This window comes from Mesorhizobium sp. M0598 (assembly GCF_040320865.1).
GTDB lineage: Bacteria > Pseudomonadota > Alphaproteobacteria > Rhizobiales > Rhizobiaceae > Mesorhizobium.
Genome location: NZ_JAMYQL010000001.1, coordinates 205,012 through 230,395 on the forward strand (window position 1 = coordinate 205,012; position 25,384 = coordinate 230,395).

Sequence of the window (25,384 nt, forward strand, 5' to 3'; positions counted from 1 at the left end):
CAGACCCGAGGATCCATGCCGTGACATCTAGGCGTCGCTACAATGCAGAATTTAGTTCCGCAGCACTCCTTGGCCAAGGCAACGGCATGGATCCCAGGGTCTCCGCGACGGAGCTCCGCTCCTGCTTCGCCCTGGGATGACGAAGTTCGGGGGGCTTCAGCCAATCGCGAATGGGCTGGAGTAGACCTCCTCCTCACCAGGCACGTGACAAGCGCCTCCGCATCGACTATATCAGCCCTCATGATCAACCTGACCGCCACCTATTGGTACTTTATGAGCTCGCTGGCGGCGGGAGGATTGCGCTCGATCTGAAGATTGCAGCAACAATATCCGAACAGCCGCCAGACCTGGCGGCTTTTTTGTTTCAGCCGGCAGGTCTCCCAATCAGGAGCATAAGCCGTGTTGACGACCACAGACGATCTTCGGGTCAAAGAAATAAGGGAATTGAGCACGCCGGACGAGGTGATGCGGGAGATACCGCGCACGCTGACGGCGACGCGCACCGTTGCCGCGTCACGCAATGCGATCCACGCCGTGCTGACCGGCACCGACGATCGGCTGGTGGTCGTCGTCGGCCCCTGTTCGATCCACGACCCGGCCGCCGCCGTAGACTATGCCAGCCGTTTGGCATCGCTGCGTGAAAACCTGTCGGACCGGCTGGAGATCGTGATGCGGGTTTATTTCGAGAAGCCGCGCACGACGGTCGGCTGGAAGGGCCTGATCAACGATCCCGACCTCGACGGCAGCTTCAACATCGACAAGGGTCTGCGGATGGCCCGCAACGTGCTCTCGGCGGTCAACAATCTCGGCCTTCCCTCAGCGACCGAGTTCCTCGATATGACAACTCCGCAATACATTGCCGACCTCGTCGCCTGGGGCGCGATCGGCGCACGCACGACAGAGAGCCAGATCCATCGCGAGCTCGCATCGGGCCTCTCCTGCCCGGTCGGTTTCAAGAACGGCACCGACGGCAATCTGCGGATTGCCGCCGAGGCGGTGAAGTCCGCCGCCCAGCCGCATCATTTCATGGCGGTGACAAAGGGCGGGCGCAGCGCCATCGCGACGACCACCGGCAACGAGGACTGCCACGTCATCCTGCGCGGCGGCATTGTGCCCAACTACGACGCGGCAAGCATAGCTGCTGCCTCCGCTGAGCTCGGCCGGATCGGCGTGGCACCTCGGCTGATGATCGATGTCAGTCATGCCAACAGCAACAAGAAGCCGGAAAACCAGCCGCGGGTGGCGGCTGACGTGGCGGGCCAGATCGCGGCAGGCGACGAGCGCATCATCGGCATCATGATCGAGAGCAACCTCGTCGCCGGCCGGCAGGACGTCGTGCCCGGCAAGCCGCTCGTCTATGGCCAGAGCATCACCGACGGCTGTATCGACTGGGAAACAACCGAAACGGTGCTGCACGGCCTTGCCGACGCCGTCGAGCAGCGCCGGTCGGTGCGCCGGAGCATGATATTAAGCCGTTCAGGCGCCGCCTGAGCACCTCCTTCTCCCCTTGTGGGAGAAGGTGGATCGGCGCGCAGCGCCGAGCCGGATGAGGGGTGCTGGAAGAAACTTGGCGTAAAATATTGAGGGATTTTAAGCGATTATTTCTTCGCTGTAGCGATCCGTCCAACACCCCTCATCCGACCGAGCTTCGCTCGGCCACCTTCTCCCACAAGGGGAGAAGGGGCTTACTACCGCACCTCCATCCAGCGCTGTTCCGCGAACGAGCGCGCCATCGCGTGCACCGTGCGCTCGATCTCCAGGCCTTCGTCGAAGTCGATGATCCGCGCCGGCTGGCCGGCAAGCCGCGTCAGCAGCTCCCGGCATTCGATGATCTTGAGATCATTAAAGCCAAGGCCGTGGCCGGGCGCCGGCAGGAAGGCGTCGTAAGGCGTATGGTGCGGCGCCACCAGGATGGTGCGATAGCCTTGCTCGGTCGGCCGGTCGGCCGTCAGATAGAGTTGGAACTCATTCATCCGCTCCTGGTCGTACAGGATCGAGCCCTTCGAGCCAAAAATCTGGATGGCGATCCGGCCTTTGCGGCCCCAGGCCGAACGGTTGACCAGCAGCGTGCCGGCTATGCCGTTTTCGAGATGCATCAGGATGCTGGCGATGTCGTAGGTCTCGACCGCGCGGCGCCCGCCCGAGGCGACGCGGCGGTCGGCATAGGGTTTGGCCATGTCGCACATGACGCGGGCAACGCGGCCGAACAGTACGGCGATGAGCGACAGCGGATGCACGGCGAAATCGTCGAGCGCGCCGTAACCGGACGCCGCCTCGTGCTTCCAGAAGAACAGCGCCTCCGGATCGGCCATGAAGTCCTCGTCCATCTCGATACGCAGATGGTTGACCTCGCCGATGATCTTCTCGTCGAGCAGCGCGCCGATATGGCGGATCGCTGGGTTCTGAATATAGTTATAGCCAAGCGCGGCCACCTTGCCGGACTTTTGGGCCGCCGCAGCCATTGCTTGCGCCTCCGCAAAACTTGGTGCCATCGGTTTTTCACACCACAGATGCTTGCCGGCTTCGAGGATGGCGATGGCCATTTCCGGGTGGAACTGGTTCGGCGTTGTCAGCGAGATGACATCGACATCCGGGTCGTCGACGACGGCGCGCCAGTCACCGGACGCCTTGGCGAAGCCGAATTCGCTGGCACGGCGTTTGGCAAGATCCTCGTTGACCTCGCCCAGATGGACCAGCCTTGGCTTGGCCACATCGGGAAAGACGGTGCCGACCGCGTTCCAGGCAATGGCGTGGCACTTGCCCATGAAACCCGTGCCGATAAGACCTACCCCGACCATCCGCTTGCCTCCCTGTGTGCAAAATTTGTGTGGATGAATTAGTCCATTTTGTCTGGAGATGGAACGCTTGTCTCATTTTTTATGGTGTTCTTGCACAGGCCCGCTATGATGGGGCACAGAGGGAACCAGACGATGAGCCTGGGCGGAGCGACGATGGACGAACGGGTGCCGCGCGATTTCGAGACGCTGCGGGCGACGATCCTGGAGCGGCGCCACAGCTTGCCGAAACGTATCGCCCAGATCGCCGCCTATGCGCTCGACAACCCAGACGATATCGCCTTCGGCACCGCTGCCAGCATCGCCGCTTCCGCCGGTGTCCAGCCTTCGACCCTGATCCGCTTTGCCCAGCAGCTTGGTTTTGATGGTTTCACCAGCCTGCAGTTGGTGTTTCGCGAGCGCCTGCGCGAGCGCAACTCATCCTATGATGAAAGGCTGGCGGCATTGCGCGCCAAGGCCGAGGAAGGCGCCGGCCACCGCGCGATTTTCGACGGTTTTGTTGCCGCAGCCAGTACCTCGCTCAACGACATTTCGCGCACGCTGAATGAAGACCATTTCGAAGATGCAATCACCGTGTTGGCCAAGGCCGAAACCATTTACGTGCTGGCCAAGCGGCGCTCCTACCCGGTCGCCTCCTATATCGCCTATGCATTGGGCAAGCTCAAGATCCGCAACCAGCTGATCGAATCGGCCGCCGGCCTCAATGCAGAGATGATCGGCTTTGCCTCTCCAAGGGACGCCGTGATCGCCATCAGCTTTTCGCCCTATGCCCCGGCCACCATCGAGGAGGCGCGCGTCATTTCGGAGCAAGGCGTGCCGATCGTGGCGATTACCGACAGCTCCTTTTCGCCACTCGCCCAATTCGCCAGGGTCTGGTTCGAGGTCGCCGAGGCCGATTTCGCCGGCTTCCGCTCGCTGTCGGCGACGATGGCTTTGGCTATGGCGCTGACCGTCGCGGTCGGCGAGAAGCGGCGCGATACTGGCAAGAAGCGCAAGCCTTAGATCACCTCTATTGCCGTTTCGCCTTCTGCCGAAAGCCGCGCTGCGTCGCGGGCAGGCGGCGACCCGAACTGGCGGGCATACTCCCGGCTGAACTGGGAAGCACTCGCATAGCCGACGGCGAAGGCGACACGTGCGACGTTGCCCGGCTGGGCAATCAGCAGATGGCGGGCTTCCAGCAAGCGGATTTGCTTTTGATACTGGATTGGGCTCATGGCCGTCGCCGCCTTGAAGTGACGATAAAACGCAGCACTGCTCATACGGGCAATCTCGGCCAGATCGCCGACCCGGACCGGCTGATGGGGATGCGAACGGATCCAGGCGATCGCCCGGCCAATCCGGGACAGATGGCCATCGGCGCGTGCAAGTTCACGAAGCTTTCCGCCTTGGGGGCCTTGCAAGAGCCGAAACAGCATCTCCCGCTCGATCATGGTCGCGAGCACGGGAATCTCCGCTGGCCGGTCAAGCAGCCGCATCATTCGACGCAACGCGTCGAGCAGATCGTCATCAGCGGGAGAGGTGGAGAAACTGTCGCCACTGAGGGCCTGCGCGTGCTCGACGAGGAGCGCGGCGACGGCCTGCAGGTCAAGGGTCAAGCCAATGGCCAGGTAAGGACGCGCCGCGCTCGCTTCGATTATCTGGCTGATGGTGGGCGTCTCGACAGTATAGATGAAATAGCTGGCCGGATTGTAACGAAGAGCCCGGTCGCCGATCAGAACCGTCTTCGCGCCCTGCAGTACGAATAAGATCCCCGACCCCCACACCCCTGACAATGGCGGCGTGGCGACTTCGCTGCGGCCGATCGAAACGCGGGGAACCGCCGTTCTTGTTCGTCGCCCGCGCGCATGGCGGCCGGCGATCTCGATCAACTCCTGCAGCGCTTCGCTCATTGCGCCAGCATCGCGCATTCGCACCGGCGGCGCAACAGCGTGAGAGGATTAGGCAAGAGCCGGAGAGTTGCCGGCGCGCAACGCCCGCTGCCTCGCACCATTTGTGGGTCTTCCACAAGAAAAATGGAGACATCGATTATGAGAACATCGAAAAGCGCGCTGGTGACCGGCGCCAACAAGGGTATAGGCCGTGAAATCGCCCGGCGACTGGCGACCATGGGCTTCAAGGTCTGGCTGGGCGCCAGGAGCGCCGAACGCGGCATGGCGGCGGCGCAGGCATTGCGCGCCGAAGGCCTCGACGTGGAGTGGTTTGAGCTGGACGTCACGCGGGATGACAGGGTGAAGGCGGCAGCCGAGGCATTCAGGCAGGCCAGCCCCTGCCTCGACGTGCTGGTGAACAACGCCGGCGTCGCCATCAATTACGACCTGCCGCCGAGCCAGCAGCGGATCGCCGACATCCAGGCCACCTACGACGTCAATGTCTTCGGCCCGATCCGCGTGACCCAGGCATTCCTGCCGCTGCTGCTAGCAGCACCTGCTGCCCGGATCGTGATGGTGAGCAGCTCCACCGGGTCCATCGGCCGGGCGCTCGATCCCGCCACGGCGAACCACGCCGTTAACATGATGGGCTACGGCAGCTCCAAGACAGCCTTGAATGCCATCACGGTGGCCTTCGCCAGGGAGCTCGCGCCCCAGGGCATCAAGGTCAACGCCGCCGCGCCCGGCTACACTGCCACCGATCTCAACGGGTATAAAGGTCACCGCATGGTGCAGCAGGCGGCCGAGATCGTCATTCACCTTTCGACCCTGGACGCCGATGGCCCGACCGCCGGGTTCTTCAACGATGATGGCCCGCTTCCTTGGTAAATCAGCTGGTTTCAATGGTAGACACTTGACGTTCGTCTGACTTCAAAGTTTCTGAACGCGCGAGCCTTGTACAGCACTTTTCAGCCTTGGGAATGCTCGTTCCATATTGACTATGGATTGGAATTATTATTTCATATTGCCGGCGCCACGCTGCCGCTCGCGCGTGTTACCCAATACAACAAGCCGATGGGAGGTTCGAATGGGCGAAGCCGTGGAAGCGAGACATGCGCCGCTCGACATCATCACCATCGGCCGCGCTTCCGTCGATCTCTACGGCCAGCAGATCGGCTCGCGCCTGGAAGATATCACCTCCTTTGCCAAGTCGGTCGGCGGCTGTCCGGCCAATATTGCAGTCGGCACTGCCAGGCTCGGGCTGCGCTCGGCGTTGCTCACCCGCGTCGGCAATGAACAGATGGGCCGCTTCATCCGCGAGCAGCTGACCCGCGAGGGCGTTTCGGTCCAAGGCCTCAAGACCGATCCGGAGCGGCTGACCGCCCTGGTGCTGCTGTCGGTCGAGGATGAAGGCGTCTCGCCGATGATCTTCTATCGCAGCGATTGCGCCGACATGGCGCTTTCGAAAGACGATATCGATGAGGCGTTTATCGCTTCGGCACGCGCGGTCGTCGTCACCGGCACGCATTTTTCACGGCCCAACAGCGACGCCGCCCAGCGCAAGGCGATCCGTGTCATGAAAGCCAAGGGCGGCAAGGTGGTGTTCGACATCGACTACCGCCCCAACCTCTGGGGTCTCGCCGGCCACGCCGAAGGCTTCGAGCGCTATGTGAAATCCGACCGCGTCTCGGCGCAGTTGAAGACGGTGCTGCCCGATTGCGATCTCATCGTCGGCACCGAAGAGGAAATCATGATCGCCTCGGGGGCAGACGATTGCCTGAGCGCGCTGAAAACCATCCGCTCGCTGTCGGCGGCAACCATCGTGCTGAAACGCGGCGCCATGGGCTGCATCGTCTATGACGGGCCGATCAGCGACGACCTCGAGGACGGTATCCTCGGCAAGGGATTTCCAATCGAGGTCTACAATGTGCTCGGCGCCGGCGACGCCTTCATGTCGGGCTTCCTGCGCGGCTGGCTCGGCGAGGAAGGCCTGGCGACGGCGGCGACCTGGGCCAATGCCTGCGGCGCCTTTGCCGTGTCGCGGCTGCTCTGCGCACCGGAATACCCGACTTTCGAGGAATTGCAGTTCTTCCTGAAAAACGGCAGCAAGCATCTGGCGCTGCGCAAGGACGAGGCGATCAATCACATCCATTGGGCGACCACGCGCCGGCGCGACATCCCCTCGCTGATGGCGTTCGCCTGCGACCACCGCGTCCAGCTGGAGGATGTCGCGGCAAAAGTGGGCGCCGATCCGTCGCGAATCCCAGCTTTCAAGGTGCTGACGGTCAAGGCTGCGGCCAAGGTCGCGGCTGGCCGCGCCGGCTACGGCATGCTGCTCGACGAAAAATACGGACGCGAGGCGATGTTCGAATTCGCCCACCATTCCTTCGCCTGGCTCGGCCGGCCGGTCGAGTTGCCGGGTTCGCGGCCGCTTCGCTTCGAGTTCTCGCAAGACATAGGTTCGCAACTGACCGAATGGCCGGTCGACCACTGCATCAAGTGCCTGTGCTTCTATCATCCCGACGATCCCGCGGCGCTGAAGAGCGAACAGCAGCAGAAACTGCGCGCTTTGTTCGAGGCCGCGCGGAAAGTGGGCAGAGAACTTCTGGTGGAGATCATCGCCGGCAAGCACGGCAAGCTCGACGACATGACCATCCCGCGCGCGCTTGAGGAACTCTACGCACTCGGCATCAAGCCCGATTGGTGGAAGCTCGAACCGCAGGCATCGGCCGGCGCATGGGCAAAGATCGAGGCGGTGATCCTGAAGAACGATCCGTGGTGCCGCGGGATTGTGCTGCTTGGCCTCGAAGCGCCGCAGGACGAATTGGAAGCTGCCTTTGCTGCCACCGCCAAGGCGTCTATCGTCAAGGGCTTTGCCGTCGGCCGCACCATCTTCATCAACGCGGCCGAACAATGGCTTGCCGGCAAGATGTCAGACGATGAAGCGGTTGCCGACATGGCATCTCGCTTCGAGAGACTGACCGAGGCATGGCTTGCGGCGCGCGGCCGCAAAGCAGCATAAGAAGGCGCGGCATAAGGACTGCGGAGGAACCGACATGACCAAGACAATCCGCCTGACGATGGCGCAGGCGCTGACCCGCTTTCTTGCTCGACAGATGACCGAGATGGACGGGAAGAAAGTGCCGATCTTCGGCGGCGTCTGGGCGATCTTCGGCCACGGCAATGTCGCCGGCGTCGGCGAGGCGCTCTACCAGGTTCGCGACGAACTGCCGACCTTTCGTGCCCATAACGAGCAGGCAATGGCGCATGCGGCGATCGCCTACGCCAAGGCCAATTTCCGCCGTCGCTTCATGGCCGCGACCAGTTCGATCGGCCCCGGCGCGCTCAACATGGTGACCGCTGCGGCACTTGCGCATGTAAACAGGTTGCCTGTCCTGTTTCTGCCAGGCGACGTCTTCGCCAATCGCATTCCCGATCCCGTCCTGCAGCAGGCCGAGGATTTTTCCGACGGCACGGCGACGGTCAATGACTGCCTCCGCCCGGTGTCGCGCTATTTCGACCGCATCACCCGGCCGGAGCAGATCATGCCGGCGCTCAACCGCGCCATGCAGGTGCTGACCGATCCCGCCGAATGCGGCCCGGTGACGCTCTCACTTTGCCAGGATGTGCAGGCAGAGGCTTATGATTATCCGGAGAGCTTCTTTGCCGAACGGGTCTGGATTCCGCGCATGATCCGTCCGGATCGCCGGGAACTGGCGGCCGCCGTCGCGGCGCTGAAGAGCGCGAAGAAGCCGCTGATCATCGCCGGCGGCGGCGTACTCTATTCGCAGGCGTGGGAAGAACTGGCCGGGTGCGCGGAATGCTGGGGCATTCCGGTTTGTGAGACGCAAGGCGGCAAATCCTCGCTCCCGGACGATCATCCGTTGAACATGGGCGCGGTCGGCGTCACCGGCACTTCGGCGGCCAACAGACTGGCCGAAGAGGCCGACGTCGTGCTTGCCGTCGGCACCAGACTGCAGGATTTCACCACCGGCTCCTGGGCATTGTTCAAGCATGCCGGCAGGACCATCATCGGGCTCAACGTGCAGCCTTTTGACGCCGGAAAGCACCAGGCGCTGCCGCTGGTCGCCGATGCGGCGGAAGGGCTCGCCGAACTCGCTGCGGCGCTGAAAGGCTGGAAAGCCCTTTCAGGCTGGACCGACAATGCGATCACGGGCAAGAAGAATTGGCAAGCGGATGCCGACAAGGTGACGGCATCGACCAATGCCGCCTATCCGTCCGACGCGCAAGTGATCGGCGCAGTACAGCGCGCCATGGGCTCCGGCGTGGTACTGCTTCATGCCGCCGGCGGCTTGCCCGGCGAATTGCACAAGCTATGGCAGGCGCGCGCGCCCGGCTCCTATCACGCAGAATACGGCTTCTCGACAATGGGCTATGAAATCGCCGGCGGGCTTGGCGTCAAGATGGCCAAGCCGGACGAAGAGGTCGTGGTGATGATCGGCGACGGCTCTTACCTGATGCTCAATTCCGAGATCGCGACCTCGGTGATGCTCGGCCTCAAGCTGACCATCGTGCTGCTCGACAACCGCGGCTATGGCTGTATCAACCGGTTGCAGATGGCGACCGGCGGCGCCAACTTCAACAATCTGCTGAAGGACGCCCGTCACGAAACCTTGCCCGAGATCGACTTCGCCGCGCATGCTGCGAGCATGGGCGCGATCGCCGAAAAGGTGCCGTCGATCGCCGGGCTGGAAACGGCACTTGCGCAGGCGAAGAAGAATGCGCGAACGACGGTGCTGGTCATCGACACCGACCCGCTGGTCTCGACCGAGGCCGGTGGAAGCTGGTGGGATGTCGCAGTGCCCGAAGTCTCGGCACGGCCGCAAGTGAATGCGGCGCGCAAGAAATATGAGGAAGCGCTGAGCGGGCGGGTTCTTTAGCCATCCGCGAACGCGCCTCGAATGTCTAAAACTGGAGTGACGACTTGAAAGCCAAACTGGGCATGTCCCCCATTGCATGGTGGAACGACGATCTTGTTGAACTCAGCGATGATGTGTCGCTGGAGGAGTGCCTGCGCCAGTCGCGCTCGGCTGGCTTTACCGGAATGGAAATGGGCCGCCGCTTTCCCAACGATCCGCAAATCATGCTGCCGATCCTGAAAGAGGCCGACGTGACGCTTTGCGGCGGCTGGTTCTCTGGGACGCTGGTCGACGAAGACATGGCGAAGAACAAGGATCGTATCCAGCCGATGATCGACCTGTTCAAGGCGGTGAACGCGCCATGCATCGTCTATGGTGAAGTCGGCCGCTCCATCCAGGGCGACCGCTCGAAGCCGCTCGCCAGCAAGCCCAGGCTTTCGGACGAGGAAATGAAAGCCTACGCCCGGCGGCTCACGCAGTTCGGCGAATGGTGTGCAGAGCAAGGCATGCCGCTCTCCTACCATCATCATATGGCGGCAGTAGTTGAGACCGAGCCAGAGCTAGATGCCTTCATGCGCTATTCGGGAGAAGGCATTCCATTGCTGCTCGACGCGGGTCACCTGGCCTTTGCCGGCGGCGATGTGCTGCGCGCTATTGATAACCACCACCCGCGCATCAACCATGTGCATGTGAAAGATGTGCGCATGGAGGTGATCGCGGGACTGGATCGCGAGAAGCAATCGTTCCTCGACGCGGTGGCACTTGGCGCCTTCACCGTGCCGGGAGATGGCTCGCTGGATTTTGGCGCCATCGTCCAGAGGCTCGCCGACCATGGCTATGAAGGCTGGTTCGTGGTCGAGGCCGAGCAGGATCCGAAGAAGAACCCGCCGCTCAAGATGGCGCAGGTCGGCTACAAGGAATTGATGCGGGCTATGACGGCGGCCGGCTATACGGTGGAGACACAGGGCTTTCCCAATGCTTGAGAGTTCGCAAGGAAAGGTGTTGATCCGATGAAAGACTCCGAGCACCCGTTTTTCCGGCCGCTGTGGCGGCGCGTCGCCGTTGTCGCGGTCTGCCTGGTCTGGTCGGTGATCGAATTCGCCACCGGCACGCCGTTCTGGGGCGTGATCGCGCTCGGCTTCGCCGGCTATGCCGTCTGGCAGTTTTTCTACCTCTACAAGCCGGCTGACGAGGACGAGCCATCGGCAGACGCCAAACCGAAGGAATGACCATGTCGAAACTGCTCGTCAAAGCCAATAAGGGCCACGGCCGCATCGCCCATGTGACGCCGCAAAGCGCCGGCTGGACCTATGTCGGCTTCGATCTGCATCGGCTCAGGCCCGGCGAGAGCGCTTCCGGGCAAACCGCGGATCGTGAGGTCTGCCTGGTGTTCGTCACCGGCAAGGGCAAGGCCAAGGCCGGCGGCAAGGATCTCGGCTTACTCGGCGAACGCATGTCGCCCTTCGACGGCAAACCTTGGTCGGTCTATGTGCCGCAGGGCTCGGAGTGGTCGGTGAGCGCCGATACCGATCTCGAACTTGCCGTCTGCTCGGCGCCGGGACTGGGCGGCGGTCTGCCGGTCCGTGTCATCGGGCCCGACGATCTCGGCCAGGAGGTTCGCGGCAAAAGCACCAACACGCGCTATGTCACCAACATCCTGCCGGAAGGCAAGCCGGCCGATTCCTTGCTGGTGGTTGAGGTTATCACACCCGGCGGCCACACATCGAGCTATCCGCCGCACAAGCACGACCAGGACAATCTGCCGGCTGAATCCTATCTCGAGGAGACCTATTACCACCGTCTCAACCCGCCACAGGGCTTTGCTTTCCAGCGCGTCTACACCGATGCCGACGAGAACGGTGCTCGTTCGCTCGACGAGACGATGGCGATCGAGGACGGCGACGTCGTGCTGGTCCCCAAGGGTTATCACCCCTGCGCAGCCTGCCACGGCTATGATCTCTATTATCTCAACGTCATGGCCGGACCGAAGCGGACGTGGAAATTCCACAACGCGCCCGAGCACGAATGGCTGATGAAGGCCTAACCACTTCCCCTTCGCCCCAACCGCTGGTCCAAGCGAAAAATCGTCGGCTAACGACCCGGCTGTGTGGTTTTGTTACCGAAAACGCCGCAAAGCTTCGTCAATTCGTCATGGAAATCACCTATGGCAGCGGGGCTGACGAGGACTTTCGATGCGCTACGCGATCTATTTCACCCCCCGACAAGACGAACCGCTGGCACGGATCGCCGCCAACTGGCTCGGCCGCGACCCATTCGGTGCCGCCACAAAGCCGGTCGAGGCTGCGGGCGAGTTGTCGGCGGCAGAAGTTGCCTTCCATACCGCCTCGGCGCGCCGCTATGGCTTTCATGCGACACTGAAGGCGCCCTTCAGACTGGCCTCCACCGAGACGGAAACCTCGCTTCGTGCAGCACTCGACGATTTTGCCGAGGCGACGCCGGTGGTTACGATCCCGCGCCTCGTCGTCAGCCAGATCGACGGCTTCTTCGCGCTGTTGCCGGAAGCACCGCTGCCGGCGCTCAACCGCTTCGCCGACGACGTGGTGCGCGACTTCGACCGCTTCCGCGCGCCGTTGACGGAAGTCGAGATCGAACGGCGCAGCCCCGATTCGCTGAAGCCCGACGAGTTCCGCAATCTCTGCCAGTGGGGCTATCCCTATGTCTTCGAGACGTTTCGCTTCCATATGACGCTGTCCGGCCGGGTGTCGTCACAGGAAAGCCCTCGTCTTCGCCTAGCAGTCGACAGCCTGTTTGCGGACGTGCTGCAACGGCCGGTGGCGGTGGACGCGCTGACGCTGTTTGTGGAAACTGAACCGGGCGCACCGTTCATGGTGCTGTCCCATCACGCGCTCGGGCGCCGCCCGGCCAGAAGAACTGCCTGACCAGAAGAACTGCCTAAATGACTATTTGTTCTAACCGCATTTGTACGACGCCAATTGGTTCCAGTTGGCTGCAAAATCCTGCAAGGACTGCTTGAAATGACCGCCGAGACTGTTCTTGACAACGCCCGGATCGTGCTCGCCGACCAGATCGTCGAAGGGTCGATCGTGCTGCGCGACGGCATGATCGCCGCCATCGATGCCGGACCCGGCCGCAGCGGCGAGGACATGGGCGGCGACTTCATCATCCCTGGCCTGGTCGAGCTCCACACCGATCATCTCGAAGGCCATTACGCGCCGCGGCCGAAAGTGCGCTGGAACCCGATCGCAGCTGTGCTCGCGCATGACGCGCAGGTGGCGACCGCCGGCATCACCACCGTGCTCGACGCTTTGCGTGTCGGCATGGACGAGGATGCCGACCTGACGGCCGCCGACATACGCAAGCTGGCCGACGCGATCGAGGACAGCGTGCAGCAGGACCGGCTCAGGGCCGACCATTTCCTCCATCTGCGTTGCGAGGTTTCGGCGCCGGACTGCCTCACGGCCTTCGCCAATTTCGACGGCGACGAGCGGGTCAGGCTGGCGTCGCTGATGGACCATGCGCCCGGACAGCGGCAATTCGTCGATCTCGAAACCTATGCCTATTATTACCAGCGCAAGCTGAAGCTGACCGATCGCGATTTCCAGAAATTCTGCGAAAAGCGGATGGCGGAATCGGCGAAGAACTCGAGCCCGAATCGCAGCTTCATCGCCGCTGCCTGCCAAGAGCGCGGCATCGTGCTCGCCAGCCATGACGACGCGACCGTCGGCCATGTCGACGAAGCGATCGAGCAAGGCGTCCGTGTCGCCGAGTTCCCAACCACCGAGGAGGCGGCTCGGGCTTCGAAAAAGGCAGGGCTCGGCGTTTTGATGGGCGCGCCGAATGTCATGCGCGGCGCTTCGCATTCGGGCAATGTCTCGGCCCGCACGCTGGCCGGCGATGGCCTGCTCGATATCCTGTCGTCGGACTACATTCCCTTCAGTCTGATCCAGTCAGCCTTCTTCCTCGGCGACGTGGTCGAGGGCATTTCCTTGCCACAGGCGGTGGCGATGGTCTCGAAGAACCCGGCCGAGGCGGTCGGCCTCACCGATCGCGGTGTCATCGAGCCCGGCCGGCGCGCCGATCTGGTTCGCGTGCGCGTCGACGACCATGTCCCGGTCGTCCGCACCGTCTGGCGGCAGGGACGCCGAGTCGCATGATGGTGTCGGCATCGGTCGAGCGTGAATTGTCCGCTACGGGATTTCCGATCCGCGACGGTGTCTTCGTCGCCGTCGTCGGGCCGAGCGGTGCCGGCAAGGACACGGTGATCGGCTATGCGCGCGCCGTGTTTGCCGACGAGAGCCGGCTGGAGTTCGTGCGCCGGGTGATCACCCGGCCGAGCGATGCGGCCACCGAGGATCACGACACGCTCGCCGACGTTGCCTTCGTCGAGGCCGAAGCGGATGGCGCCTTCGCGATTTCCTGGGAGGCGCATGGCCTGCGCTATGGCATCCCGGCCGAAGTCGATTGGTCGGTCTCAAACGGCCGTGTCGCGATCGCCAACGTCTCGCGCGCGATCATCCCGGCGCTGCGGGAACGCTACGCCAATCTGGCTGTCGTCGAAATCACGGCTACACCGGATATCCTGGCCGAGCGGCTGGCGTTGCGCGGTCGCGAATCGCGCGGCGAAGTGCTGGCACGGCTGGCGCGCAGCGCCAATGTGGCGCTGTCCGGACCGGGTGTCACCTCGATCGACAATAGCGGCCCTCGTGAAGCGGCCGGCGAGCGCTTCGCCGAGATGCTGCGCAAGGCCATGGCCTTCTCCGACATGTCGGGCCTTATCTAAAATAGCGCCCACCCGATGCATTCGGTATGGGCGCTACTTGTCTAACCGATATCTTTTTGGAAACCGGTATCCACTTTTCTGGATTATGGCCTCATGCGGCGTGCCGGTCCCGACCAGCATGATGAGTATCCGTGGCAGTGGTTGTCGAAGGCTTCGCTGGCGCATCCGCTGGTGTATCCAGAACTGCAACGTGATGCCGATAGACCATCTCCCAGCCCTTCCAGCCGGTGAACAGCAGTATGCAGACCACTATGAACGACAAGAGCGCGCCCCATGGTCGGACCGCCGCTTCGGCGCCTTGAGCATAGCGAAGGTAGAAATTGATCAGTGCCACAACGACTGCGGTCAAGTTGCCCAGCATGTGGTACCAGGCGTCGGACAAGGCGCGAATGCGCGGCTCGTTGAGGAAGTCGATAAAACCGGCTGTCGCAGCGATAAGGGCCATTACTATGGCTGCCCCGATCAGCCACATCGATGCTCGTGCCCAGAAGGCATCGGCAGTCCCCCAGAAAACCAGGTCGGTGACAAACGCACCGACAAGAAACGCGACAGGAAAAGGTATCAGCATCGGGTGGAGGGGGTGAGTTCCTACTTTGGCGGTACTAACTGGATTCGTGGGCATGGAACGCCTCCGCGTAGCAAAGCTTAAATAAACGCTCAGATACGGGTTTTCGTTCCAAATAGAGACCGACCTGAACTGCTGTCGCGAAGCTCCGGTTGACTCTTTCACGCCACCTGCCATGGCAGTCGGCGTATTTCATCCAGCTATTTTTGCGTCACTCAGCGGCAGCACCCGCCACGCCCTTGCGTGTGGCTTCCAGCATCCGCCGCCGCGCCCTGAACACGCCCCATTGCTGGTCAACCAGCACGCCGATGAGGATCACCCCGCCCATGACGGCGAAGTTGAGCGAGGACGGGATGCCGAGCAGGTTGACGAGGTTCTGCAGCTCCTGCAGCAGCACCGTGCCGAGCAGGACGCCGATCAGCGAGCCTTCGCCGCCACGCAGCGAGAAGCCGCCGAGCACCGCGGCCGCGATGGCATAGAGCTCGTAGAACTGGCCGTGGCTCGCCGGCGAGATCGAGCGTGTGTACATGGCGAAATAGATAGCTGACAGCGCCGTCAGCACGCCGCAGATGACATAGGCGGCCATGACGATGCGGCCGGTGCGGATGCCGGAATATTTTGCCGCTTCCTCGTTCTTGCCGATAGCATAGAGATAGCGCCCGAACACCGACCGGTGCAGCACCACCCACATGACGACGGCGATGACGATCAGCGCGATGAAGCTGTTCGGCACGCCCCAGGACCGCCCCGCCGTCAGGAACTCGAGTTCCGGGAAGTTCTGTCCGAAGGCAAAGCCGGCGGTGCCGTCGGCGGTGTAGAAGCGCGCCACGCCGCGATAGATCAACAGGCCGCACAAAGTCACCACGAAAGGCTGCAATTTGAGCCGGGTGATCAGCCAGCCATGCGCCAGCCCGATGATGCCGCCGAGCACCAGGATCAGCGGCAGGGCGACCGGCCAGGCCATGCCGCGCGTGGCGATGAAGTCGATAAACAGCACGCCGAGCAGCGCAACCACCGAGCCGACCGACAATTCGATGCCACCGGTGATGATGACGAAGGCTTGGCCAATCGACAGGATGCCGAACAACCCGATCAGGTTCGAGGTGTTGGCGAGATTGATCGGCAGCAGGAAGCGCGGGTTGATGATCGCCACCACCGCACCGACCACCAGGATCAGGATCAGCAGGCCGAGATCTTTCTTGCTCATCGTCTTCTCCCAGTGCCTGCGAACTACTTCGGCTGCTTGCCGACCGCCAGCAGCAGCACGTTTTCCTGGCTGAACCGGTCCTTATCGAGAATGCCCGAGATCTGGCCTTCATGCATGACGGCAATGCGGTCGGAAACGCCGATCACCTCCTCCATGTCGCTGGAGATCATCAGCACGGCGACGCCGGCATCGGCCAGCGCCCGCATCAGTCCGTAGATCTCGGCCTTGGCGCCGATGTCGATACCGCGGGTCGGTTCGTCGAGAATCATCACCTTCGGCTTCATCGCCAGCCATTTGGCCAGCACGACCTTTTGCTGGTTGCCGCCCGACAGCGTACCGGTACGCGTCTGCACGGAGGGCGCCCTGATGCCGAGATCGGTCTTCTGCTTCTCGGCGGTGGCGGCCTCGGCGCTGGCCGAGACCAGCGAGCGCCGCGAATGTGCCGGCAGATTGGGCAGCGAGATGTTCTGGGCGATCGAAAGGTCGAGCAGGATGCCGGTCAGCTTGCGATCCTCGGGGACGAGGAAAATACCGTTGGCCACTGCGTCCGCGGCCGAACCAAGAACCAGATCTTTTCCGTCAAGCTGGAACGAGCCGCCAAAGCTCTTGTCGATGCCAAACAGGACGCGCGCCAGCTCCGTCCGACCGGAGCCGACGAGACCGGCGAGGCCGAGGATCTCGCCATGCCTGACATCGAGGTCGACGGGCCGGTCGGGATAGGCAGCGGTGCGAATGGCCTTGACCGACAGCGCGACAGAGCCCGGCGGGCGCGCCGATTCTGCGGCCTTCTCCCTCTCCTTCAGCATGCGGCCGATCATCAGCTTGACCATCTGGTCGTGATTGATGGCGCTCTTCGGCAAGGTTCCGGCGAGCATGCCGTCCCTGAGCACGACGACGCGGTCGGCGACGCGCTCGACCTCGTGCAGGCGGTGCGAGATGAAAATGACGCTGATGCCGTCTGCCTTCAGCGCCTTGATGACACCGAGCAGCTTGTCGGTTTCTGCGATCGGCAGGCTCGATGTCGGTTCGTCGAGGATGACCAGCCGCGCCTCGATCGACAGCGCCTTGGCGATCTCGACCATTTGCTGCTGGGCCAGCGACAGCGCCGACACCGGCGTATCGGCCGAGAAATTGGCGCCCACGCGTTTGAGCAGCGGCGCCGCCAGCGCTCGCAGCCTGGCGCGGTCGACCAGCCTGAACGGGCCGGCGCGCAGCGGTTCGCGGCCGAAGAAAATATTGGCGGCGACGTCGAGGTTCTCGAACAGGTTGAGTTCCTGGTGGACGAAGGCGATGCCCGAACCGATGCTGGCTTCGACGGTCAGACTGTCATGGGCGACGCCATCGACGGTGATGGTGCCGGTGTCCGGCCGGGTCACGCCGCCGAGGATCTTCATCAGCGTCGATTTGCCGGCGCCGTTTTCGCCGACCAGGCCGATGACCTCGCCGGGCCTGACCTCGATCGAGAACCCGTCCAGCGCGACAACGCCGGGATAAGTCTTGCGCACGCCGTCGAGGCTCAGGAACGGAGCGGCCGTGGATGCAACGATGGATGGGTCGGAATAATTCATCACGCCTGACAGCAGCCGGTGAGCCGTTTTGGCCTCAGACTGACGGGCCTTGCGAGGCGCGTCAATAGAATCGCCGGCTCAGGGCGAACCCTTGAGCCGGCGCAACTTATTCGCTCAATTTCCCGACATCGCCTTGAGGTTGGCGGCGTAGGCGTCGACATCGTCCTTGCCGATGATCTTGGTCGGCACGATGATCAGGCCATCGGCGGGAACGCCCGACTTGTCGCCCTCGAGATAGGCAGCCATCAGCTTCATGCCCTGATAGGCCCATTCGAAGGGTTGCTGCACGACGGTGGCGGCGACGGTACCTTCCTTGACGCCGCCCAGCGTGATCGGATCGTCGTCGAAGCCGACGACGGTGATCTGGCCGAGCTTGCCGGCATCGCGCAGCGCTTCATAGATGCGCGGCGTGTTGTAGGAGTAGAAGCCGACCATGCAGGTGACGTCGGGGCTGGCGACCAGCGCGTCCTCGACGTTCTTCTTGGCGCGGGCCTGATCGATGTCGTCGCCACGCACGTCGACCAATTCGATCTTGGTGCCCGCGAGGCCGTCCTTCATGCCCTGGATGCGCTCCTTGGCATTGTCGGCGCCGAGCAGGCCAACGAAGCCGAGGCACTTGCCGCCGTCGGGCATTGCCTTCTTGGCGATCTCGGCCGCCTGCTTGCCGGCATCGACATTGGACGAGCCGATATAGGCGACACGCTTGGTCTGCGGCGCGTCGCTGTCGGTGGTGAACAATGCCGTCTCCGAGGCGATCTTGTTCAGCCCGTCGGTCGACGTCTTGGGGTCCACCGCCGAAACCATGATCCCCTTCACGCCGGCCGTCACCAGATCGTCCATCAGGCGCTGCTGTATGGCGACCGAGGACTGTTCCGGATATTTGAGCTCCAGACTATAGTTGGGCAGTTCGCCTTGAGCCTTCTTGACGCCGGCTTCGGCCGCCTTCCAGAAATCGGAAGCGCCGTTGACGACGAAGGCCAGCGTCGGCTTGTCGTCGGCGCGCGCAATTGCCGTGACGGACAGGCCGAGCAGCAGGGCCGCGGCGGCGACGGACGTATTTCGTATCACAGATTTCATGTTCAACCTCCCATTTGAATCAGTCGTGTCGCTGATGTGAATTTGCGGATTGCGGCTTGGACGCCCCTCCTCCTCAAGGGTTCCGGCAGCGAAAGAACGGCGCCAATCCAGCCACGATGCAAACTCTAGACACTCGTTTGCGGTTAGTAAATAGTCCGATTTGTCTGACATTTTCGATTGCGCGACGCATTACGCCGGCCCGAGAGCCGCCAGACATCGCGTCGCACGCTCGATTTGCCGCGCCCAGCATGATCCATGCCGGGCATGACAAATTGACTTTAGAACGTTGCGAGTTATTAGTAAACAGTATTAGTTTCTTGGTTGGAACGTCGCTTGCCATGAGCGGCAAGGCCTTGGCCGCCGCGTGGAGCAGAGAGACGCCAGGGGATCGAGCGGACCGTCGATGGCTTGCGCAGCGGCAGAAATCCGCGAGAAATCAAGCTTTGTGGCGAGATTGTCGTTTGCGCCGCCGTATGGCGGGCGATGGGATTCGATTGATAATAATGATAAATTTGATTTCCGTTTATAAACGCGGCATGTCGGACCGGCTTGCCGCCCGCGACGCGATCCGGTTAGACGGGCCGGGGTGGGAAACATGAAACCATGAGCGAACCGACGGATCGCAGCGATCCCGATGTCTCCAGGCGGCGCAAGCTGTCCGGGAAAAACCCCAAGGGCCGCGTTACCATGACCGACATCGCCAGGGCGGCAGGCTGTTCGCAGGCGACGGTTTCGTTCGTGCTCAACAACACGCCGGGCATCAGGCTGTCGCAGCAAACCCGAGAGCGGGTGATCGAGACGGCGCGAACGCTGGGCTATTCGCCGCCCGTGTTTTCTGCCTTGCGAGCCCCGGTTGCAGCATTCGACGGGCTGGATGGCGTGATCGGCTTCGCCGTCGACCAGTTGGCGACCAGCCCGGAGGCGGTCGTCGCCATTGAAGGGGCGCGGCAAGCCTCATGGAACGCCGGCAATGTGCTTTTGGTGGCGCAGACCATGGGCGACGAGGTGATGGAGTCTCGCGCCATCGCGGCGCTGACCAAGCGGGGCATTTCGGCGCTGATCTACATGACCATCTTCACCCGCGAGATCGTCGCGCCGGACCATCTCTACGGCCTCGACATTCCGGTCATCCTGCTCAACTGCTACACCGCCGACTATGCCTTCCCCGCCGTGGTGCCGAGCGAGATCGCCGGCGGCCAGAGCTCGACCCGGCACCTGATCAGCCATGGCCACAGACGTATCGCCACCATTACCGGCGAGCCCTGGATGCAGGCGGCGCAGGACCGCCTGAAGGGTTACCGCCGGGCGCTGGCGACAGCCGACATCCCGTTCGACCCGGCGCTGGTCGTCGAAGGCGATTGGTCGGCGAGCGCCGGCTATGCCGCGACCGTCAAGCTCTTGGCGCTGAAGGACCGGCCGACCGCCATCTTCTGCCAGAACGACCGCACCGCGATCGGCTGCTACGAGGCGCTAAAGGAGGCCGGCCTGCACATCCCCCGGGATATTTCGGTGATCGGTTATGACGACGAGGAGATCGCGCGGCATCTGTTCCCGCCGCTGACGACGTCGATCCTGCCGCATATGGCGATGGGACAATGGGCGATCGAGCAGCTTGAAGTCCCCGCTGCTCCCGGTCGTGGCCGCTATCCCATCACCAAGCTCGAATGCCCACTGGTGGAGCGGGAGTCGGTTGGCGCTCTGGCGGGCTGAGGCGAGAGCGCCGGCGATCGACAATGGCACAGGCTTGACATCGGGCCCGGCATATACCCGATTGATTTCATGAGATTGCAAAGCTGCTACAATTTTCAGGACTTCCGCCGGCTGGCAAAACAGCGCCTGCCAGATCCGATCTTCAATTATATCGATGGCGGCGCGGACGACGAGACGACGCTGCGGCGCAACACGGCCGCGTTCGAGGACTGCGATCTCGTCCCCAATGTCCTTGCCGGCGTCGGACAGGTCGACATGTCGGTCACCGTCATGGGCCAGAAGCTGGCGATGCCGGTCTATTGTTCGCCGACGGCTCTCCAGCGACTGTTTCACCATAGCGGCGAGCGCGCCGTCGCCGCGGCGGCGGAGAAGTTCGGCACGATGTTCGGCGTCTCGTCGCTCGGCACGGTCAGCCTGGAGGAAGTCCGCAAGCACAGGACGCCGCAGGTCTATCAGTTCTATTTCCACAGGGATCGCGGCCTGAACCGCGCCATGATGGAGCGCGCCAAGACGTCCGGCGTCGAGGTGATGATGCTGACGGTCGACAGCGTCACCGGCGGAAACCGCGAGCGTGACCTGCGGACCGGCTTTTCCATCCCCTTTCGGCTTACGCTCGGCGGCATGATGCAGTTCGCGATCAAGCCGAGATGGGCTATCGACTATTTGACGCACGAAAAGTTCAGCCTGCCGCAGTTGGACGGCCATATCGATCTCGGTGGCGGAGCGCTTTCCATCAGCCGCTATTTCACCGAGATCCTCGATCCATCGCTGGATTGGAAGGACGTCGAAGACATGGTCCGCTTCTGGAACGGCCAGTTTTGCCTGAAGGGGATCATGAGCGTCGCCGATGCCAGAAAAGCCGTCGACATCGGCTGCACCGGTATCGTTCTGTCAAATCATGGCGGCAGACAGCTGGACGGCTCGCGCAGCCCCTTCGACCAACTGTCGGAGATTGCCGACGCAGTGGGGGACAAGATAGACGTGATCATCGACAGCGGCGTCCAGCGCGGCACGCATGTCCTGAAAGCCCTGTCACTGGGCGCCAAGGCCGTCGGCCTCGGGCGCTACTATCTCTTCCCGCTGGCAGCCGCCGGACAGGCCGGCGTCGAACGGGCGCTCGGCCTGATGCGAACCGAGATCGAACGCGACATGCGGCTGATGGGATGCAGGTCGGTGGCAGAGCTTTCCAGGGGGAATGTGCGGTTTAGGTAATAGAGCCGGGAAGTGGCGCACGGCATAAGCTTTTCGAAGTGCGAAACTATACCGACCTGCCGCTGCTCCTGCCGTCCGTTTCGAAGACAGCCTCGCCGGAAACAGCATCCGTATATCCGCCCTCAAGCTGCTGCAACGTATGCCGGAACCGATCAAGATTGCCCAGCATTTTGTGCCTGGCATCGACCATGTGCTGAAAAGTGTCCCACTCTCCAATCGAGAAGAAGGCGCCATCTCCCGATTTGATGAGAGCCATTTTTCGCAATCCCTCGAAATTGCGCGGAGCGCTGCTGAACAGTTCGACGAATTCGTCTTCACTACCCGGCTTGACCCGGAAGCGGACGCTGTTGAACGCCGTCATGTACGTTCCCCCGTGAAAGAACTGAAAACCTCGAATATGCGAGGCCCTAACGCACCTCGAACCCTTCGAACAGGTGTACAGGAAAATCGGAAGGTTGGCTTCAGTCACCTCTGGCCGAAAGCCCCGTTTCTGGTGCTATTTTGCCAGGAAGAGGACGACGCTCGATCTCAATCGGTACGCCCTTCCGACCGGCAATGAAACGCGCTGTTAACGCCGTTCGCGGGTGACAGGATGTTGGCCGCAGTTCGAAGGTATAATCTGCGTCTCGCTGTCAGTTGCGGAGGCGAAAATGAATTTGCTTCGGATTGCGCTCTTGTGCACGGCCATGATCGACCTTGGAATGCCGGCCGTTCGCGCTGAGGATCGGCCTGTGCCGCAGAACAATAAAGCCGCAACAACGCAGCCGCCCGTTCATTGTGAGGGCCAAAATTGTCTCCCGCCGGCGAAAGATCCCGTGCAGGAATGCACTGGCCAGGATTGCACGCCAGGCCCCGCCGACTGAACCGGGCCCGGAGATTAAGCAGGCCGACTGAGCAGCATTAGCTGACGATCCCCTTTTGGGCATGGATGGCGCTCAGCCCTCGCGACTTTCCGGCCACCGGCAGTAGATTCTGTTACCAATGTTCCCGGGTAGGCATGAGTTTAATGGCGCGCCCGAAGAGATTCGAACTCCTGACCCCCAGATTCGTAGTCTGGTGCTCTATCCAGCTGAGCTACGGGCGCGCAACAGGCCATGCTTTGCATAGCCCCGCGATCCGATCCTGGCGACCGGCCGCGAATGTGAGCTGTTCCCTAGCGACTGAATTTGCGAAAAGCAAGCCGATCCTGGCCAAAAGTTTTGCCGTCATGCGCCGGCCGGCGAAGGCAAGATCGCGTCACGCGGCGGCCGAGCCGATAGGTCGTCGTCTTGGATCAGTCATTTGCCAATCGGAACGGCCCGTAACGAAACACGCCGTTGCACGGCGGCCGAGCCGATGGCTCGTAGTCTCGGACCAACCATTTGCGAATTGAAACGGTCCGTAACGAAACGGTTCGTTACGCCGGGCGGCGCAGACCGTTGCGGGCCTGGTCGAGCCGGACCGGCTGGTCGGGAATGGTGACGGCGAATGTGGTGCGACCGCCGATCGATTCGACCAGCTCCACCGTGCCGCCATGGGCGCGGATCAATTCATGGGCGATCGCCAGGCCAAGGCCGGTGCCGCCGCTGCGGGCCGAGCCGCGAAATGCCGCGAACAGGTTTTCTCGCGCCTTTGGCGGCAGGCCGGGGCCGGTGTCGGTGACGACGATGCGGCTGACGCTGCCGATGCGCTCGGCCGATATGGTCAAGCGGCGCACCACGGCGCTCTCGGTGTCGGCCGCCATCGCCTGCACGGCGTTGCGACTAAGATTGGTGAGCACGCGGAACAGCTGGTCGGAATCGGCGTCGACCTCGAGCACCGGATCGACGGCGTTGACGAATTCGATGCCGCATTCGATGTCGAGCAGGCCCTGGACGTCCTCGACCAGCTGGCGCAGCCGCAGCCTGCGGCGCGACGGCGGCGGCTCCTGGGTGCGGCCATAGGCCAGCACGCCCTCCGAGTAGGACACCGCACGGTCGAGCGCGCGCAGCAGTTTTGGTGCGAAGGCCTGCACGGTCGGGTCCTTGACCTGGCGCAGGCGGTCCGACATCAGTTGCGCCGAGGCGAGGATGTTGCGCATGTCGTGATTGATCTTCGACACGGCCAGGCCGAGATCGGCCAGGTGCTTCTGCTCGGTCAGCATCTTCTGCAACCGCTCCTGCATCTGCGACAGCTCGCGTTCGGCGACGCCGATCTCGTCGGCCCGGGCGGCGGGGTGAATGATGCGACCGGGATCGTCGGGCGCCTCGGAAAAGGACAGCATCGAGCGTGTCATCGTCCTGATCGGGCCGATCATGATCAGGTCTATCGCGGCGTAGACCAGCATGGCGGTGAACAGCGAGATCAGCAGCGAGACGAAGGCGACGTTGCGCGAATAGATCAGCATGGCATTGCGCAGGCGGTGGTCGGGCATGATCAGCTCGAATTCTTTGTCGCTGTCGCCGACCGGCCCGAAAACGCGCAGCATCCGCTTGCCGCCGAAAAACAGCGTGTCCAGCGCGCCGGTCATACCCTTGATCATGCCGACATTGGCGATATCGATATGCTCGTCGACCTGCGGCGGCATTTCGGCCACGACCAGAAGCCGCGAGACGCCGCCGTCGCGCACGGCGATCGCCTTGGCGCCGATCGCCATCAGTACGTCGTTCTGGGCGGCACGCGACAGCGAGGCAGGTTCGCCCTGCACCAGGACGATGGAAACCGCGGCGGCGGTGCTCAGCCTCTCCTTCAGCCAACTCAGCCTGTAGCTGGCGATCCAGGGCACGAAGATGAGGATTTCGGCCAAGAGCACGAAGACGATGGTGAGCAGCAGCAACTTGGTCGACAGGCCGCGCGCCAGCGGCACCCTGCGGGTGGCCGCCTTCGCCTGGGCGATGCGTTCGTCGGTTGCTGGGACTTCACTCATGCTCGTCGTCACGGCTGCCTGTCATCACGGCTGCTTGTCTTAGGGACTGCTCGTCTTCACGATCGCTTGATCGGGTGAGATTAGGCGATTGCGGCTTTTTTGCCAAATTCATCCTTGGCCGAAGCCGGACAAAGGGCCGCAAGACTTCGATGCCGGTCCGACAATGCCGGCCCGACACGCTGGATTGACTTCCAAAACCCTTCTTTCTATAAGCCCGCTCACGCTCGGGCCATTCGTCCCGGCGCGGTTTCGATCGCGCCAAAACCGGCCCGGCAAAGCTCCTGTTACAAAGTGACAGAATCAAGAAGGGCCGCACCCCGCGGTATTTAAACAAATGAAGCGTACTTACCAGCCGTCCAAACTCGTCCGCAAACGCAGGCACGGTTTCCGTGCCCGCATGGCCACCAAGGGTGGCCGCGGCGTCGTCGCAGCCCGCCGCAACCGCGGCCGCAAGCGTCTCAGCGCCTGAGCACCAAGCGAGAGACAAGATCGTTGCCCGCAACCGGCAAGCCAACGGGTGCCCATCCCAAGCGGCTTCTGAAGCGCGCGGAATTCCTGGCTGTCCGCCGCGGCGAAAAGCGCCGCGGGCGGCTTTTCCTCGTCGAGGTCCTGGGCCGCGGCGACAGCGAGGCGCCGCGCGTCGGCTACACCGTCACCAGGAAGGTCGGCAACGCCGTCGTTCGCAACCGCATCCGGCGGCGGCTGAGAGAGGCCGTGCGCACGCATGCCGCGGATGACATGGCGCCCGGCAATGATTATGTCATCGTCGGGCGCGAAGACGTGCTTACCACTCCGTTCGGCCAGTTGAAGGCCGAACTCTCCCGCAGATTGCGTGGAACACGATAGGCCAAGGGCT

At 62.7% G+C, this 25,384-nt stretch carries 23 protein-coding genes and 1 tRNA gene; 15 read left to right on the top strand and 9 right to left on the bottom strand.

Annotated features, from left to right (window positions below; genetic code table 11):
- The first annotated feature begins 399 nt into the window (after nucleotides 1-399).
- Nucleotides 400-1,491: a 3-deoxy-7-phosphoheptulonate synthase gene (locus tag NKI59_RS00955; RefSeq protein ID WP_352701756.1), complete on the top strand. Its 1,092-nt coding sequence runs from the start codon at nucleotides 400-402 to the stop codon at nucleotides 1,489-1,491.
- Nucleotides 1,492-1,688: 197 nt separating this feature from the next.
- Here NKI59_RS00955 and NKI59_RS00960 read toward each other — a convergent pair whose 3' ends face one another.
- Nucleotides 1,689-2,798 carry a Gfo/Idh/MocA family protein gene (locus NKI59_RS00960; RefSeq protein WP_352701758.1) on the bottom strand — a complete coding sequence of 370 codons (1,110 nt, stop codon included), beginning with the start codon at nucleotides 2,796-2,798 and terminating at the stop codon, nucleotides 1,689-1,691.
- A gap of 153 nt (nucleotides 2,799-2,951) precedes the next feature.
- On the opposite strand from NKI59_RS00960, the gene NKI59_RS00965 reads away from it, so the two are divergent.
- A complete protein-coding gene (locus NKI59_RS00965) occupies nucleotides 2,952-3,797 on the top strand; it encodes a MurR/RpiR family transcriptional regulator (protein ID WP_023677514.1) in 846 nt (281 codons plus the stop codon).
- On the opposite strand, the gene NKI59_RS00970 is transcribed toward NKI59_RS00965, so the two are convergent.
- Nucleotides 3,794-4,684 (bottom strand): AraC family transcriptional regulator, encoded by an 891-nt coding sequence (locus NKI59_RS00970; protein ID WP_352701761.1) that lies wholly within the window; start codon nucleotides 4,682-4,684, stop codon nucleotides 3,794-3,796. The two genes, NKI59_RS00965 and NKI59_RS00970, sit on opposite strands and share 4 nt — an antisense overlap.
- A gap of 138 nt (nucleotides 4,685-4,822) precedes the next feature.
- Here NKI59_RS00970 and NKI59_RS00975 point away from each other — a divergent pair, with 138 nt between their 5' ends.
- The 9 genes from NKI59_RS00975 to phnN all read left to right on the top strand — a co-directional run bounded on the left by NKI59_RS00975 (nucleotide 4,823) and on the right by phnN (nucleotide 14,305).
- The gene (locus NKI59_RS00975; protein WP_352701763.1) at nucleotides 4,823-5,551 is read left to right on the top strand and encodes an SDR family NAD(P)-dependent oxidoreductase; all 729 of its coding nucleotides are present in this window, start codon (nucleotides 4,823-4,825) and stop codon (nucleotides 5,549-5,551) included.
- 199 nt (nucleotides 5,552-5,750) lie between these two features.
- Nucleotides 5,751-7,685: a bifunctional 5-dehydro-2-deoxygluconokinase/5-dehydro-2-deoxyphosphogluconate aldolase gene (locus NKI59_RS00980; protein ID WP_352701765.1), complete on the top strand. Its 1,935-nt coding sequence runs from the start codon at nucleotides 5,751-5,753 to the stop codon at nucleotides 7,683-7,685.
- Nucleotides 7,686-7,719: 34 nt separating this feature from the next.
- Nucleotides 7,720-9,564 carry a 3D-(3,5/4)-trihydroxycyclohexane-1,2-dione acylhydrolase (decyclizing) gene (iolD, locus tag NKI59_RS00985; RefSeq protein ID WP_352701767.1) on the top strand — a complete coding sequence of 615 codons (1,845 nt, stop codon included), beginning with the start codon at nucleotides 7,720-7,722 and terminating at the stop codon, nucleotides 9,562-9,564.
- A gap of 44 nt (nucleotides 9,565-9,608) precedes the next feature.
- Nucleotides 9,609-10,526, top strand: a complete 918-nt coding sequence (gene iolE / locus NKI59_RS00990) for a myo-inosose-2 dehydratase (RefSeq protein WP_352701769.1) — start codon at nucleotides 9,609-9,611, stop codon at nucleotides 10,524-10,526.
- 27 nt (nucleotides 10,527-10,553) lie between these two features.
- Nucleotides 10,554-10,772, top strand: coding sequence for a hypothetical protein (locus tag NKI59_RS00995; RefSeq protein ID WP_023677508.1), 219 nt, complete (start codon nucleotides 10,554-10,556; stop codon nucleotides 10,770-10,772).
- Between the two features lie 2 nt (nucleotides 10,773-10,774).
- Nucleotides 10,775-11,587: a 5-deoxy-glucuronate isomerase gene (gene iolB / locus NKI59_RS01000; RefSeq protein WP_352619340.1), complete on the top strand. Its 813-nt coding sequence runs from the start codon at nucleotides 10,775-10,777 to the stop codon at nucleotides 11,585-11,587.
- 148 nt (nucleotides 11,588-11,735) lie between these two features.
- Entirely contained in the window at nucleotides 11,736-12,443 is a 708-nt protein-coding gene (locus NKI59_RS01005) for a DUF1045 domain-containing protein (protein ID WP_352701772.1), read from the top strand.
- Between the two features lie 96 nt (nucleotides 12,444-12,539).
- Nucleotides 12,540-13,679 (top strand): alpha-D-ribose 1-methylphosphonate 5-triphosphate diphosphatase, encoded by a 1,140-nt coding sequence (locus NKI59_RS01010; RefSeq protein WP_023677505.1) that lies wholly within the window; start codon nucleotides 12,540-12,542, stop codon nucleotides 13,677-13,679.
- Nucleotides 13,676-14,305: a phosphonate metabolism protein/1,5-bisphosphokinase (PRPP-forming) PhnN gene (gene phnN / locus NKI59_RS01015; RefSeq protein ID WP_023677504.1), complete on the top strand. Its 630-nt coding sequence runs from the start codon at nucleotides 13,676-13,678 to the stop codon at nucleotides 14,303-14,305. Before NKI59_RS01010 ends, phnN begins: the two co-directional genes overlap by 4 nt.
- Nucleotides 14,306-14,396: 91 nt before the next feature.
- Here phnN and NKI59_RS01020 read toward each other — a convergent pair whose 3' ends face one another.
- The 4 genes from NKI59_RS01020 to NKI59_RS01035 all read right to left on the bottom strand — a co-directional run bounded on the left by NKI59_RS01020 (nucleotide 14,397) and on the right by NKI59_RS01035 (nucleotide 18,722).
- Nucleotides 14,397-14,927, bottom strand: coding sequence for a DUF2231 domain-containing protein (locus tag NKI59_RS01020; protein ID WP_352701774.1), 531 nt, complete (start codon nucleotides 14,925-14,927; stop codon nucleotides 14,397-14,399).
- A gap of 154 nt (nucleotides 14,928-15,081) precedes the next feature.
- A complete protein-coding gene (locus NKI59_RS01025) occupies nucleotides 15,082-16,077 on the bottom strand; it encodes an ABC transporter permease (protein ID WP_023677502.1) in 996 nt (331 codons plus the stop codon).
- Between the two features lie 23 nt (nucleotides 16,078-16,100).
- On the bottom strand, nucleotides 16,101-17,645 hold the full coding sequence (locus tag NKI59_RS01030) for a sugar ABC transporter ATP-binding protein (RefSeq protein ID WP_023677501.1): 1,545 nt from the start codon (nucleotides 17,643-17,645) through the stop codon (nucleotides 16,101-16,103).
- Between the two features lie 114 nt (nucleotides 17,646-17,759).
- Nucleotides 17,760-18,722 carry a sugar-binding protein gene (locus tag NKI59_RS01035; RefSeq protein WP_352588525.1) on the bottom strand — a complete coding sequence of 321 codons (963 nt, stop codon included), beginning with the start codon at nucleotides 18,720-18,722 and terminating at the stop codon, nucleotides 17,760-17,762.
- 603 nt (nucleotides 18,723-19,325) lie between these two features.
- Here NKI59_RS01035 and NKI59_RS01040 point away from each other — a divergent pair.
- Entirely contained in the window at nucleotides 19,326-20,432 is a 1,107-nt protein-coding gene (locus NKI59_RS01040) for a LacI family DNA-binding transcriptional regulator (protein ID WP_352701776.1), read from the top strand.
- Nucleotides 20,433-20,501: 69 nt separating this feature from the next.
- Entirely contained in the window at nucleotides 20,502-21,644 is a 1,143-nt protein-coding gene (locus tag NKI59_RS01045) for an alpha-hydroxy acid oxidase (RefSeq protein WP_352701778.1), read from the top strand.
- 46 nt (nucleotides 21,645-21,690) lie between these two features.
- On the opposite strand, the gene NKI59_RS01050 is transcribed toward NKI59_RS01045, so the two are convergent.
- The 3 genes from NKI59_RS01050 to NKI59_RS01060 all read right to left on the bottom strand — a co-directional run bounded on the left by NKI59_RS01050 (nucleotide 21,691) and on the right by NKI59_RS01060 (nucleotide 24,528).
- On the bottom strand, nucleotides 21,691-22,005 hold the full coding sequence (locus NKI59_RS01050; RefSeq protein WP_352701780.1) for an antibiotic biosynthesis monooxygenase family protein: 315 nt from the start codon (nucleotides 22,003-22,005) through the stop codon (nucleotides 21,691-21,693).
- Between the two features lie 646 nt (nucleotides 22,006-22,651).
- Nucleotides 22,652-22,728, bottom strand: a tRNA-Arg gene (locus NKI59_RS01055).
- Between the two features lie 312 nt (nucleotides 22,729-23,040).
- On the bottom strand, nucleotides 23,041-24,528 hold the full coding sequence (locus NKI59_RS01060) for an ATP-binding protein (protein WP_352568512.1): 1,488 nt from the start codon (nucleotides 24,526-24,528) through the stop codon (nucleotides 23,041-23,043).
- A 334-nt stretch (nucleotides 24,529-24,862) separates the two neighbouring features.
- Between NKI59_RS01060 and rpmH the strand changes: the two genes are divergently transcribed.
- Both rpmH and rnpA read left to right on the top strand, forming a co-directional pair.
- Nucleotides 24,863-24,997, top strand: a complete 135-nt coding sequence (gene rpmH, locus NKI59_RS01065) for a 50S ribosomal protein L34 (RefSeq protein WP_008833937.1) — start codon at nucleotides 24,863-24,865, stop codon at nucleotides 24,995-24,997.
- Between the two features lie 23 nt (nucleotides 24,998-25,020).
- A complete protein-coding gene (gene rnpA, locus NKI59_RS01070) occupies nucleotides 25,021-25,374 on the top strand; it encodes a ribonuclease P protein component (protein ID WP_352539960.1) in 354 nt (117 codons plus the stop codon).
- The last annotated feature ends 10 nt before the right edge of the window (nucleotides 25,375-25,384 follow it).